At 69.1% G+C, this 13,306-nt stretch carries 13 protein-coding genes; 8 read left to right on the top strand and 5 right to left on the bottom strand.

Annotated features, from left to right (window positions below; genetic code table 11):
• Positions 1-154: 154 nt before the first annotated feature.
• The 8 genes from HS109_00380 to HS109_00345 all read left to right on the top strand — a co-directional run bounded on the left by HS109_00380 (position 155) and on the right by HS109_00345 (position 8,257).
• Positions 155-913: a glucose 1-dehydrogenase gene (locus HS109_00380; GenBank protein MBE7520825.1), complete on the top strand. Its 759-nt coding sequence runs from the start codon at positions 155-157 to the stop codon at positions 911-913.
• Between the two features lie 36 nt (positions 914-949).
• Positions 950-2,146, top strand: coding sequence for an ABC transporter substrate-binding protein (locus tag HS109_00375; protein ID MBE7520824.1), 1,197 nt, complete (start codon positions 950-952; stop codon positions 2,144-2,146).
• Positions 2,147-2,271: 125 nt separating this feature from the next.
• On the top strand, positions 2,272-3,468 hold the full coding sequence (locus tag HS109_00370) for an ABC transporter substrate-binding protein (GenBank protein MBE7520823.1): 1,197 nt from the start codon (positions 2,272-2,274) through the stop codon (positions 3,466-3,468).
• Positions 3,469-3,496: 28 nt separating this feature from the next.
• Positions 3,497-4,420, top strand: a complete 924-nt coding sequence (locus tag HS109_00365) for a branched-chain amino acid ABC transporter permease (GenBank protein MBE7520822.1) — start codon at positions 3,497-3,499, stop codon at positions 4,418-4,420.
• Positions 4,417-6,225: a branched-chain amino acid ABC transporter ATP-binding protein/permease gene (locus HS109_00360; protein ID MBE7520821.1), complete on the top strand. Its 1,809-nt coding sequence runs from the start codon at positions 4,417-4,419 to the stop codon at positions 6,223-6,225. The genes HS109_00365 and HS109_00360 overlap by 4 nt, the downstream gene beginning before the upstream one ends.
• A complete protein-coding gene (locus HS109_00355) occupies positions 6,212-6,937 on the top strand; it encodes an ABC transporter ATP-binding protein (GenBank protein ID MBE7520820.1) in 726 nt (241 codons plus the stop codon). The genes HS109_00360 and HS109_00355 overlap by 14 nt, the downstream gene beginning before the upstream one ends.
• Positions 6,938-6,950: 13 nt before the next feature.
• Entirely contained in the window at positions 6,951-7,640 is a 690-nt protein-coding gene (locus tag HS109_00350; GenBank protein MBE7520819.1) for an EthD family reductase, read from the top strand.
• A gap of 188 nt (positions 7,641-7,828) precedes the next feature.
• On the top strand, positions 7,829-8,257 hold the full coding sequence (locus HS109_00345; protein ID MBE7520818.1) for a carboxymuconolactone decarboxylase family protein: 429 nt from the start codon (positions 7,829-7,831) through the stop codon (positions 8,255-8,257).
• 100 nt (positions 8,258-8,357) lie between these two features.
• On the opposite strand, the gene HS109_00340 is transcribed toward HS109_00345, so the two are convergent.
• From HS109_00340 to HS109_00320, 5 genes are all read right to left on the bottom strand, one after another.
• Positions 8,358-9,521, bottom strand: coding sequence for an acyl-CoA/acyl-ACP dehydrogenase (locus tag HS109_00340; protein ID MBE7520817.1), 1,164 nt, complete (start codon positions 9,519-9,521; stop codon positions 8,358-8,360).
• Positions 9,521-9,892, bottom strand: a complete 372-nt coding sequence (locus HS109_00335) for an EthD domain-containing protein (GenBank protein MBE7520816.1) — start codon at positions 9,890-9,892, stop codon at positions 9,521-9,523. Before HS109_00335 ends, HS109_00340 begins: the two co-directional genes overlap by 1 nt.
• 69 nt (positions 9,893-9,961) lie before the next feature.
• The gene (locus HS109_00330) at positions 9,962-11,170 is read right to left on the bottom strand and encodes an acyl-CoA dehydrogenase family protein (protein ID MBE7520815.1); all 1,209 of its coding nucleotides are present in this window, start codon (positions 11,168-11,170) and stop codon (positions 9,962-9,964) included.
• A gap of 154 nt (positions 11,171-11,324) precedes the next feature.
• A complete protein-coding gene (locus tag HS109_00325) occupies positions 11,325-12,143 on the bottom strand; it encodes an enoyl-CoA hydratase family protein (protein ID MBE7520814.1) in 819 nt (272 codons plus the stop codon).
• 37 nt (positions 12,144-12,180) lie between these two features.
• The gene (locus HS109_00320) at positions 12,181-13,296 is read right to left on the bottom strand and encodes an alkene reductase (GenBank protein MBE7520813.1); all 1,116 of its coding nucleotides are present in this window, start codon (positions 13,294-13,296) and stop codon (positions 12,181-12,183) included.
• Between the last annotated feature and the right edge of the window lie 10 nt (positions 13,297-13,306).

The raw sequence follows: 13,306 nt of genomic DNA, 5'->3' as shown, positions 1-13,306 counted from the left end.
ACGGTCGTCGAGCGTCTTTTTCGTTCCCGATGCGTGTGCGCGCGGCCTTGCCGCCGCGCCGGTCCGGATCGCCGAGAGGTGAACGACGTTCGGAGGTCCACCAACCCGCTCAGAATCCAGCGAGGACCGGAAGATGATGTCGATTACCGAAAAGATGGCGCCGCGCGTGCTCGATGGCAGGCTCGCGCTCGTCACCGGGGCAGGACAGGGCAACGGGAGGGCGATCGCACTGGGGCTGGCGCGCGCCGGCGCCTCGGTCGTGGCGACCGACGTCGACACGCCGACGGTGCAGCAGACGGCGGCGGACATCAAGGCCGCGGGCGGGCGCGCCTGGGCGTACCGGCTCGACGTCACGAACGCCGCCGAATGCACGGGGCTCGCCGCCACCGTGGCGCGGGAGGTCGGCCGCGTCGATCTCCTCGTCAACAATGCAGGTATCGTGATCCGCGAAGCGTTCGATCACGTCGACGCAGTCGCCCACGCGAAGCGGACGTTCCAGGTGAACGTCGAGGGCACGCTCAACGTCACCCACGCCTGGCTCGCCGACCTGCGCGCGACCAAGGGCTGCATCGTCAACCTCGCGTCGATCGGGTCGTTCGTCGGCCTGCCCGGTGTCGTCGGGTACTCGCCTTCGAAGGGCGCGATCAAGATGCTCACGCAGTCGCTCGCGGGGGAGCTGGCGAAGGACGGCGTGCGCGTCAACGCGATCGCGCCGGCCGTCGTCGCCACGGCCATGACCACCGCGACCCGCGAGAACCCCGAACGCCTCGCCCGGTTCATGCAGCGCACGCCGATGGGTCGCGTCGCGGAACCCGAGGAACTCATCGGACCCGTGGTGTTCCTGGCATCCGACATGGCCAGTTACATCACGGGTGTCACGTTGCCGGTGGACGGCGGCTATCTCGCCGTCTGAACGGCGCTCGAATTTTCCCACAGGAGGAGTCGGTTCATGAAGATCGCATCGAACGTTGGTCGTCTTCTCGCCGGCACGGCGTTCGCCGTGGCGGGTGCGGTGGCTTTTGCGCAGGACATCAAGCTCGGCTTCAACGGCGACCTGTCGGCGTCGCCGTCGGCGCAGAGCGGTACGGCCGGGGTGCTCGGCATCCAGGCGGCGATCGACGACATCAACGCGGCCGGGGGGGTGCTCGGCAAGAAGCTGGTGCTCGTGGTCCGCGACGACCTGTCGCAGCCGCCGAAGTCGATCCAGAACATGAACGAGCTGATCGACAACGAGAAGGTCTCGGCCGTCTTCGGGCCGACCAACTCGGGCAACGCCCTGGCATGGCGGCACATCCCGAACCAGAAGAAGGTCGTGTCGATGGGGAACATCGCCAGCGGCACCGACATCACCAAGCCGATGAGCCCGGGCGCCGACAACTACATGTTCCGCATCTCGATGGCGGACCGCGAACAGGTCGTCGGCGTGATGGCCCATGCGAAGAAGGCCGGCGCGAAGAAGGTCGGCTACCTGGTCGAGACCACCGGGTACGGGCAGGGCGGATTGAAGGACCTGCAGGAGATCGGGAAGCTGCACGGTTTCGACGTCGTCGCCAACGAACGCATGGCGGTCGCCGACACGGACGTCACGTCGCAGTTGAACAAGATGAAGGCCGCGGGCGCGGACACGATCTTCGTGTGGACGCAGGGTACCCCGCTGGGGCAGGTGATTCGCAGCATGGAGAAGGTCGACTACTTCCCGCGCGTGTACTCGTCCTGGGCCGCCGACAACATCACCTTCTACGACGCGGCCGGGAAGACGCTCGCCGAGAAGCCGATCTTCATGCGCACGATGGTCGAGGCGTCGACGCCCGCGCAGAAGGCGCTGTTCGATCGGCTGAAGGCCAAGCTCGCGGCACCGAGCGCGTTCGCCTTCTCCGCCCACGGCTACGACGCGACGCACGTGGTCGCCGCTGCGATGCGGCAGGCCGGGACCACGACCGACGGTGACAAGATCCGCGAGGCGCTCGAGTCGCTGAAAACGCCGGTGAAGGGCGTCATGAAGACCTACAACCCGCCGTTCACGCGGGAGAACCACGAGGGGCTCTCGGCCGCCGACTTCGTGTTCGTCAGGTGGTCGAACGGCAAGCTCGTGCGGGTCGAAGACGCGATCACCGCGTCGCTGACCCCCGCGGATTTCAAGCGCTGACGGTTCGACGTCGACCTTGCGGGGTCATCGACCGGGCAATCGCGTCGATGACCGCCGCCTGACCGTAGCGACAAACGATCGTATTCGAGGGCGCGCCGCGCCTTCGACACCGGGGAGTCGGATACATGAAGATCGCATCGAACGTTGCTCGTCTTCTCGTCGGCGCGGCGTTCGCCGCCGCGGGCGCGGTAGCTTCCGCGCAGGATATCAAGCTGGGTTTCAACGGCGACCTGTCGGCGTCGCCGTCGGCGCAGAGCGGCACGGCGGGCGTGCTCGGCATTCAGGCGGCGATCGACGACATCAACGCGGCCGGGGGCGTGCTCGGCAGGAAGCTGGTGCTGGTGGTCCGCGACGACCTGTCGCAGCCGCCGAAGTCGATCCAGAACATGAACGAACTGATCGACAACGAGAAGGTCGTGGCGGTGCTCGGCCCGACCAACTCGGGCAATGCCCTGGCATGGCGGCACATCCCGAACCAGAAGAAGGTCGTGTCGATGCAGATGATCGCCACCGGCACCGACATCACCAAGCCGATGAGCCCGGGCGCCGACAACTACATGTTCCGTATCACGCTGACCGACCGCGAACAGGTGGTCGGCGTGATGGCCTACGCGAAGAAGGCCGGCGCGAAGAAGGTGGGCTTTTTGGTCGAGACCACCGGGTACGGGCAGGGTGGACTCAAGGACCTGCAGGAGATCGGGAAGCTGCAGGGCTTCGACGTCGTGGCGACCGAACGCATGGCGGTGACGGACACCGACGTGACGTCGCAGCTGAACAAGATGAAGGCGGCAGGCGTGGACACGCTGTTCGTGTGGGCGCAGGGAACGCCCATGGGACAGGTCATACGCAGCATGGAGAAGATCGGCTATTTCCCCCGCCTGCTCTCCTCGCTGGCCGCCGACAACATCACCTTCTACGACGCGGCAGGCAAGACGCTGGCCGAGAAGCCGATCTTCATGCGCACGATGGTCGAACCGGCGACGCCCGCGCAGAAGGCTTTGTTCGAGCGCGTGAAGGGCAAGCTCGCCGCGCCGAGCGCGTTCCCCTTCGTGGTTCTCGGCTACGATGGCGTGCAAGTGATCGCGGCGGCGATCCGGCAGGCCGGGACGGCGACCGACGGCGTCAAGATCCGCGAGGCGCTCGAATCGCTGAACGTGCCGGTGGCCGGCGTCATGAAGACCTATCAGCATCCCTTCACGAAGGAGGGCCACGAAGGACTCCTCGCCAAAGACCTCGTGTTCGTCAGGTGGTCCGACGGCAAGCTGGTGCGGGTGAACGACGAGGTGACCGCGGCGCTGACTGCCGCCGATTTCAAGCGTTGACCGACTGCCGCGTACCCGGGGCCGGACCATGGACACCGCACTGCTGCAAGCACTGCTGAGCGGCGCCGCCGTGGGCGGTGCATACGCCCTCGTGGCCCTCGGGTTCAGCATCACGTTCACGACGACCAAGACGCTCAACTTCGGCCAGGGCGAGTTCGTGTCGGCGGGCGCGTTCGTCGGCGCCAGCGTGCTGCTGATTTCGCTGGGGAAACCGTTCACGGCCACGTCGTTCTCCGGCGCCGATCCCGGCACGCTGGCCCAGCTCGGCGCGCTGCTGGCCGCGATGACCCTGATGGGACTGATCGGCTGGTTGCTGTACGCGGTGGGCGTGCGGCCGTTCATCGGGCGCCCCGGCATGGCGTGGGTCATGAGCACGCTGGGGTTCGGCGTGATCCTCCAGAGCGTCGGCCTCGCGATCTGGGGTCCCAAGCCCCTGGTCGTGCCGGCGCCGGTGGACGACCGGGTGCTCCGCATCATGGGCCTGGGCGTGCGCCCGCAGGAATTGCTGATGCTCTTCGTCTCGCTGGTGGTCATGCTCGTGTTCGACTACGTGATGCGGCGCACGGCCGTGGGCAAGGCGATGCGCGCGGTCGCGCACAGCAGCCAGGTCGCCACGCTGATGGGCATCAACGTGCAGGCGGTAATGATCGGCGCGTTCGTGGTGAGCACCGCCCTGGCGGGCTTGTCCGGGTTCATGCTCGCCCCGGTCGCGCAGGCATCGCTCTACCTCGGCTTCGCGGTGGGCCTCAAGGGGTTCAGCGCGGCGATCCTCGGAGGCTTGAGCAGCCCGCGCGGCTGCGTCGCGGGCGGGTTCCTGCTGGGCATCCTCGAGTCGGTCATCAACCTGTGGTCGGCGCAGTGGCGCGAGGTGGCGATCTTCGCGCTGGTCATCGTCGCGCTCGCGTTGCGCCCGACCGGATTGTTCGGTTCGCGGATGGTCGAGAAGGTATGAGCCGGTACGCCCACCCGATGGCGGTGCTCGCGTTCGGCGCGGTGCTGATCGCCGGGGCCGCGTTCGTGTCGAACGCGTACTACCTGGGCGTCGCGTTCATGATCTGCGTCTACTACCTGTGCGCGGCGGGAATGAACGTGCTGGTCGGATTCGCCGGACAGAAGTCGCTCGGCCAGGCCGGGCTCTTCGCCGCCGGCGCATACGGCGTGGCGTTGCTGACCACGCGCACCGAGATCGATCCGTGGCTCGCGCTCGTGCTCGCGGCGGCGATCGCCGGCGTCGCGGGCATCGTGATCGCGCTGCCGTCGCTGCGCGTCCGGGGACCCTACCTCGCGATGGTGACGCTCGCCTTCGGCGTCGGCGTCGAGAAGCTGGTCGCCGAGTCGACCGAACTGTTCGGCGGCGCCCAGGGCATATTCAACATCCGGCCCCTCACGTGGCGAGGAGCGCCGCTCACCGCGCAGCAGTGGGTGGGTGTCGCCGTCGCGCTGTCGGTCGCGACGCACCTCCTGTTGCGCAACCTGCTGACGGGCCGCTTCGGCCGCGCCATGCTGTCGCTGCAGGCGGACGAGATCGCCGCCGCGTCGGTGGGCGTGCGCGTGTACCGGGCGAAGGTGCTGGCGTTCGTCATCGCGGCCGTCACCTGCGGCATCGCCGGGGCGCTCGTCGCGCAGCAGAACCAGTACATCAACTCGGATTTCATCACCATCCACCTGTCCATCTTCATCCTGCTGCTCGTGCTCTTCGGCGGCGGCGGCTCGCTGGGCGGTCCGCTGGTCGGCGCACTGATGCTGACGCTGATCGACACGTTCCTCGCGCGCTGGCCGTCGGTGCAGCACTTCGTGTACGGGTCGCTGCTGCTGTTCGCGCTCTACGCGATGCCGCGCGGCGTGATGGGGGTCGTGGAGCCCTGGTGGCGGCGCCGCGGCCGCGCGGCCCCGTCCGCGATCGCCGCCGAGGCGACGCCGTGGCGCGGCGGCGGCGCGGGCGGCGGCGAGGATCTGTTGGTGGTGGACCGGATCAGCAAGAACTACGGGGGAGTCCGCCCCGCGCAGGCGGTCTCGTTCGTGTTGCAGCGTGGTCACGTACATGCGCTGATCGGTCCCAACGGCGCGGGCAAGAGCACGATCATCAACATCCTGACCGGCGTCGTGCCGGCCGACGAAGGGCGTGCCAGTTTCTCGGGCCACGACCTCGTTGGACTCGCGCCGCACGCGATCTGCACGCTCGGCGTGGCCCGAACGTTCCAGAACCTGCGCCTGTTCGCCGACCTCTCGGTGCTGGAAAACGTGCTGACCGGCCGCCACACGCGGATGAACAACGGATTCCTGCCGTCGTTCTTCGCGTTGCCGCTGGCGCGCCGGGAGGAAGCGTCCGCACGCTCGCACGCACTGGGGCTGCTCGAACTCGTCGGCCTGACGGCCTATGCGGAACAGCCGGCCGGCAGCCTTCCCTACGGCCTGCAGCGACGCGTCGAGCTGGCGCGCGCGCTCGCCACCGAGCCGCAACTGCTGCTGCTCGACGAGCCGGCGGCCGGCCTGAATCCGCAGGAGACGGCAGAACTCGGCGACCTCCTGCTGCGCATCGGACGCGCCGGGGTCACCATCCTCATGGTCGAGCACCACATGGACCTGGTGATGCGGATCTCGGACCACGTGATCGTGCTCGACTACGGCGTGAAGATCTCCGAGGGCAGCCCGGCGCAGGTGCAATCCGATCCCAAGGTGATCGAAGCCTATCTCGGCGCGGCCGACGCCACGGCCGCGCCTCACGTCGAACCCAGGGTGCAGAATGCTGGAGCTTGACAGCGTCGCGTTCGCCTACGGCTCGATCGAGGCGGTTCGCGGTGTCAGCCTGACGGTGCGGCAGGGCGAGGTCGTGACGCTGATCGGAGCCAACGGCGCCGGCAAGAGCACGCTGCTCAAGGGCATCATCGGTCTGCACGCGCCGAAGTCGGGCCGCATCCTGGTCCACGGCGCCGATGTCGCGACCGTGCCGGCGCACCGCAGGATCGGGCTCGGGCTGGCGCTGGTGCCCGAGGGACGCGGCGTCTTTCCCGACCAGACCGTGCGCGACAACCTGCTGCTCGGCGCCTGGGCGCAGCGGCGCGACGAAGCGCGCTGCAGGGACCTGTTGCAGCGCGAGTTCGAGCGCTTCCCGCGCCTGCTCGAGCGCCAGGAACAGCTCGCGGGCACGCTCTCCGGCGGCGAGCAGCAGATGCTCGCGATCTCGCGCGCCCTGATGTCCGATCCCAGGTTGTTGCTGCTCGATGAGCCGTCGCTCGGCCTCGCGCCGCTCATCATCGCCGAAATCTTCCAGACGATTCGCGCACTCCGCGATGCCGGGCTCACGCTGCTGCTGGTGGAACAGATGGCGAGCCAGGCGCTCGCGGTCGCCGACCGCGCCTACGTACTCGAAACGGGTGTCGTGACCCTGACCGGAACCGGCCCCGAACTCTTGAGCAACCCGAAGGTGCAGGCCGCCTACCTGGGCGGGCACCCGCCCGGGACACCCTGAAGGAGTCATTGCGATGATCGTGCGTTTCGGCCTGCTGCAGAAGAAGTCCGGCATGTCCCAGGAGGAGTTCAGCCGTTTCTGGTTGACGAACCACGGCCCGATGGCGCGGCGGATGCCGGGACTGCGCGCGTACAACCAGAATCACATCGTCGATACGCGCCAGCTCGGCATCGCGCACCAGCGGGGAGCATGGCAGTTCGACGGCTTCTCGCAGCTCTGGTTCGACGACGCGGAGCAGATGCGCCGCGCCATCACGAGCGATCTCGGCCCCGAGTTGGTCCGCGACGAGAAGCAGTTCATCGGCAACCTGCACATCATCGTGTGCGAGCCGCACACCGTCGTCGAACCGCCCGCGCGGCCGAACAAGGTGCTGAAGCGCATGTCGCTGCTGACGCGGCTCCCGGGGATGACGGACGACAAGTACCGGCACGAGTGGCTCAACGTCCACGACGGGCTGGTGCGCAAGATTCCGGGCGTACGCGGCTATCGGCAGAACCTCGTCGTGGCGCGCGAACGCGTCAAGGGGGTGCCCTGTTCGTCGAGCGAGCTGCCGATCGACGGGATGGTCGAGCTGTGGTTCGACAGCGTTCCGAGCATCGAGGCGGCGTTCGCGTCACCCGCGGGCCAAGATGCGCTGGCGCACGGGCGCACGTTCCTGTCCGAAGTCACCACGTTCCTCGTCGAGGAGCACGTGATCGTCTGACCGGGACGCTCGAGCGGCGGCCCGCGGCCGCCCTTCGCGCGACCGACGGGCGACCACGAACCACGAAGCATCGCCGGCGCGAGTTCGACCCGCACCGTCGAGTCGCGCGGCGCCGGAAGGTCGATGCGGGTGGCATGCCCGCCGGCCTGCGGCGAACGGCCACGAACATCGTTTCAGAGAGACCAGACATGACTCAACGCATCGACTACAAGACGGTGGTGCCGGAGGCGTATCAGGCGATGCTCGGCGTCGAGCGCTACGTTCAGCGCTCGGGGCTGGACCACATCCTGCTCGAACTCGTGAAGACCCGCATCTCGCAGATCAACCGCTGCGCGCACTGCCTCGACGCGCACACCCGGAAGGCGCGCGCCGCGGGCGAGACGGAACAGCGTCTGCACGTGCTGGCCGCATGGCGGGAGTCGACGCTCTACACCGACCGCGAGCGGGCCGCGCTCGCCTGGGCGGAGGCCCTGACGCAGATCTCGACGCAGGAAACCTCCGATCAGCTCTTCGCGGAGGCGCGCAAGCACTTCGACGAGAAGGCGCTCGTCGACCTGACGATGGCGATCGTCGCGATCAACGGCTGGAATCGGCTCACCGTCTCGCTTTCGCATTGAGCACTGGCCGCACGCGCGCCCGGTCGTCGCGGGCCGGGGCGCGAGATCCTGACGGGGGCCGGGCTGGGATGACCCGCCCGCATTCCGACGGCGCGGCGTCTCAGTATGATCGGGGCAGCCCGAGCCAGCGCTCGCCGAGGAAGTTCGCCACCATGTCGTTGGTCAACGGCGCGAACGAGTAGAGGCGGATGTCGCGATAGAAGCGCTGCATCGGCAGCGCGAGGTCGAACGCGGCGGCGCCGAGCACGTCCATGCCGCATGCGGCGGCGTTCTGGCCCGCCTTCGCGCAGGCGAGCTTGGCCATCGCGCTTTCGACGGCGACGTCGCGGCCGAGATCGGCGAGCCGCGCCGCGCCGAGGGCGAGCGACCACGCGGCCTCGAGTTCCACGCCCGCGTGGACGATCCTGTGCTGCACCGCCTGGAACCCTCCGATCGGCCGCGCGAACGCCCGCCGCTCGCCCGCGTAGGCGGTGGCGAGGCGCAGTGCGCCGCGCCCGATGCCGGCCGCCACCGCGGCGGTGTTGAGTCGTTCCGAATTGAGGGTGTCGACGACCTCGACGAAACCCCCGTCGCGCGTCCCGAGGATCGCGTCGTCTCCCAACTCGACGTCATCGAACGTGACCGAGCAGGTGTCGTAGCCGTTGATGGCGAACGTGTCGAGTTCCGCCGCCGTCACGCCCGGCGCGTTCACCGGCACGAGGAACATCGTGATGCCGCGCGAGCGGTGCGGCGCGGTGCGCGCGAGCACGACGAGCAGGTCCGAGCGGGCGGCGCCGCTGATCCAGTACTTCGACCCGCCGAGGATCCAGCGCGATCCGCGCTTCGCGGCACGGGTGCCCATCGCGGCGAGGATGTCGGTGCCGCCGGCGGCCTCGGAGAGGCAGAACGACGCCCGGATCTCGCCCCGGCACAGCGGCGCGAGCCAGCGCTCCCGCTGGGAAGGGGAACCGTACCGTGCGATGAGACGCGTGACCATGAACTGGATCACGCCGAAGACGGCCATCGAGGTCGCGTGACCGGCGAGCGATTCGAGCGTCAGCACCTCCATCGCGGCGCCTCCGCCGCTGCCGCCGTGCTCCTCGGCGACGCCGATGCCCCACGAGCCCAGCCGGCCGAGCGCCGCGTGGAGTTCGAGGTCGAACGTCTTGGCGTTGTCGAGCCTCTGGACGCGCTCGAGCGGCGCGACGTCGTTCAGCACTCGGTCGAGCGAGTCGCGGTACGCGCGCTCGTCGTCGGTCAGCGCGGAGAATCCGGTCGCCTTCATCATGGCGCGATGGCCACGAACTCGCGGGAGATCCAACGTACCGAACGGGAATGGTCGACGAAGTGGAGTTCGTCCCGGGCGAGCCGCACCTGTACGCGCTTCGCGTCTTCGTCCTCGAACGCGTGCCGCAGGTCGTGCTCGTTCGCCCAGTACAGCTCGGCCACGCCGTCGTACGGTTCGCCGAGCGCCTCCCGCCGCTCGACCCGGGCGGAGTACGGGTGTTCGACCGGCACGGTCTGGACGTAACGCGCGACGCGGAGCGTCGATCGGTGCTCGAGCACGATGGGTGCGTGCACCTGCCGCCAGTACGCGACGAACTGGGCGTGGGTCATGGCGGGCTTGCGCCGCATGCAGTAGATGATCTTGTGCATCGGCTCGGAAGCGGTGAATGACGCGGGAACGCGAGACTCCGCAACGGCGCTTGGGGCCGTTCCGGCCGCTCAGGTCGCGCGCCGGGGCCGCTCGCGCAGTGCGTCGATCGACCGCTCGGCGATCACGAGCTTCAATACCTCGCTCGCGCCCTCGTAGATGCGCAGCGCGCGGATCTCGCGGTAGAGCCGCTCGACCGGCATGCCCCGCACGACGCCGAGCCCGCCGAAGATCTGCACCGCCGCGTCGATGACCTGCTGCGCCGCCTCGGTCGCATGGAGCTTCGCCATCGAAGCCTCGCGCGTCACGCGCGCGCCGAGCACGTCGCGGGTCCAGGCCGCCCGATAGACGAGGAGCGCCGACGCGTCGATCGCGACGGCCATCTCGCCCAGCCTGGCCTGGGTGATCTGCATGTCGAAGAGCGTCCGGCCGAACATCTTGCGCTTGCGGGCGCGCTGCACGGCCTCGGAGAAGGCGCGGCGGGCGAAGCCCAGCGCGGCGGCGCCCACGGTCGTGCGCATGACGTCGAGCGTGGCCATCGCGATCTTGAATCCCTGTCCCGGCTCGCCGAGCAGGGCGTCGGAACCGACGCGGCAGTCGGCGAGGCGCAGGAGCCCCAGCGGATGCGGCGCGATCACGTCGATGCGCTCGGAGGCGTCGAGGCCGGGAGTGTCGGCGTCCACCACGAACGCGGACACGCCCTTCGGGTCGTTCTCCCGTCCGGTCCGCGCGAACACCACGTACTGGGAGGCGATCCCCGCGTTCGAGATCCACGCCTTGGTGCCGTCCAGCCGATAGCCTCCGGGGACCGGGGTCGCGGTGGTCGCGATGGCCGCGGCGTCGGATCCGGCGTCCGGCTCCGACAGCGCGAAGGCGCCGATGCGCGTGCCTTCCGCGGTGGCGGGCAGGATCGCGCGCTTCTGGTCCTCGCGGCCGAACAGCGAGACCGGCACGCTGCCCAGCGCCTGCATCCCGTAGGCGAAGTCGGCGAGCCCCGAGGCCTGCCCGAGTATCTCGCGCGCGAGACACAGGCTGCGCGCGTCGACCTTCTCGCGGGCGCCGCCGTAGGCTGCGGGCACGCAGGTGCGCAGCAGGCCCGCGCGCCCGAGTTCGCGCACCAGTCCCTGAACGCAGGCATCCACGCTGGACGGATCGTCACCCGTGTGGCCGAGGAGCGAGGGCGATGCGTGTTCGACCCACCGCGAGAGCGCTTCGGCCTCGCCGCGGTGGCCGTCGTCGAGGAACGGCCACTGCAATCGGCTCTCGTCGACGAGGTCGATGCTGCCGGGCGGGTCGGTCCAGTTCAACACGGGAGACCTCCGCGCTGTGCCGGCGCGGCGTGCGTCACGCGGCACGCGCGCATATCGGTCAGGACGGACCGAGGCGCGCTCCGCCGGCCCGTGATGCGCCCTCCGCGCCGCGGCCCGCGCCCGTTCATGTGCCCTGGAACACCGGCTTCTGCTTCGCGACGAAGGCGCGATACGCGCGCTCGAAGTCCTCGGTCTGCATGCAGATGGCCTGCGCCTGCGCCTCGGCCTCGATGCATTCGCCGAGTCCCGAACTCCACTCCTGCCAGAGCATGGTCTTGGTCATCGCGTGCCCGAAGGTCGGCCCGTCGGCGAGGCTTTGCGCCATGGCCGTCGCGTCGGCGAGCAGGCGTTCGGGTTCCGCGAGCCGGTTGTAGAAGCCGATGCGCTCGGCCTCCTCGCCTCCGACGACGCGCCCCGTGTAGAGCAGATCGGCCGCGCGCGACAGGCCGATCAGCCGCGGCAGCAGCGTGCACGCACCCATGTCCGCGCCGGCGAGGCCCACGCGCACGAAGAGGAACGCGATCTTGCTGCGCGCGGTGCCGAAGCGCAGGTCCGAGGCGCACGCGATCATCGCGCCGGCGCCGGTGCACACCCCGTCGATCGCCGCGACGATCGTCTGCGGGCAGGCGCGCATCGCCTTCACGAGGTCGCCGGTCATGCGGGTGAATCGCAGCAGGTCGGGCATGTCCATCTTCACCAGCGGGCCGATGATGTCGTGCACGTCGCCGCCGGAGCAGAAGTTGCCGCCCTCTCCGGTGAACACGACGGACTTGACGTCGGTCGCGTAGACCATCTCGCGGAACAGGTCCCGCAGTTCGCCGTAGGAATCGAAGGTGAGCGGATTCTTCCGGTCGGGACGGTTGAGCGTGATCGTGGCGACCTTGTTCGTCACGACGTAGGCGAAGTTGCGCGCTTGGTATCCGGCGAGTTGAATCTGCTTCATGGCGGTCGATGTCCCGGAGGGATGGACGGGTCCGGCCTCAGCCGGGAACGGCGGCGTGCATCGCGGGCTCCTGTCCGTGGCGGGCGCAGGCGGGATAGTCGATGTAGCCGTCCGGACCCGGAGTGTAGAACGTGGCGCGGTCGGCCTCGGCGAGCGCGCATCCGTGGCGCAGGCGCTCGGGCAGGTCGGGGTTCGAGATGAACCAGCGGCCGAACCCGACGGCGTCCGCGAGGCCCGACTCGAGCATGCGCTCCGCGTGCACGACGTCGAGGTCGCCGGCGACGATCAGCTTTCCCGGATACAGGCGGCGGATGTCGGGCAGCGGATCGGGACGGGCTTCGGCGACGGTGAGCGAGCCCGACACCGCGGGGCGAATCACGTGCAGATAGGCGAGGTTCTGGCCGGCGAGCATCGTCACCACGTGGCGGTAGATCTCCACGGGGTCCGGGTCGCTCATGTCGTTGAACGTGCCGAGCGGCGAGATGCGTACGCCGACGCGATCGGCGCCGATGGCCGCGCTGACCGCTTCCACGGTCTCCCGCAGCATGCGCGCGCGATTCTCGATCGAGCCGCCGTAACGATCGGTGCGCCGGTTGCTCGAACGGTTCAGGAACTGCTCGAAGAGGTATCCGTTCGCACCGTGGATCTCGACCCCGTCGATGCCGCAGTCGATGGCGCGCCGCGCGCCGGCGACGAAATCCGCCACGGCGGCGGCGATGTCGTCCTCCGACATCTCGATGGGCGTCGGAACCTGCTGCAGACCCTTCGGCGTCATCAGCCGCACGTTGGCCTGCACCGCGGAAGGTCCGTAGGGCCGGAGGTGGGGGGGAACGCTGTCGGGGTGGAAGATCCGCCCGTTGTGCCAGAGCTGCATGAAGATGCGGCCCTGGCGCGCGTGCACGCCCTGGGCCACCGCGCGCCAGACTTCGACGTGACGCTCGCCGTGGATGCCGGGCGTGCGCCAGTAGCCCTGCGCGGCTTCGCTCGGCTGCGTCGCCTCGGTGATGATGAGGCCCGCGCTCGCGCGCTGGCTGTAGTAGATCGGCGCCAGCGTGCTGGGCACGTTCCAGTCCACGGCGCGGCACCGCGTCATCGGCGCCATGACGATTCGATTGGAGAGTCGGTAGCGGCCGATCTCGATCGGTTCGAACATGCGCTTCGGA

This window comes from Burkholderiales bacterium (assembly GCA_015075645.1).
In the GTDB taxonomy this organism is placed as follows: Bacteria; Pseudomonadota; Gammaproteobacteria; order Burkholderiales; family Casimicrobiaceae; genus VBCG01.
This window is presented reverse-complemented; position numbering and strand designations above follow the sequence as displayed.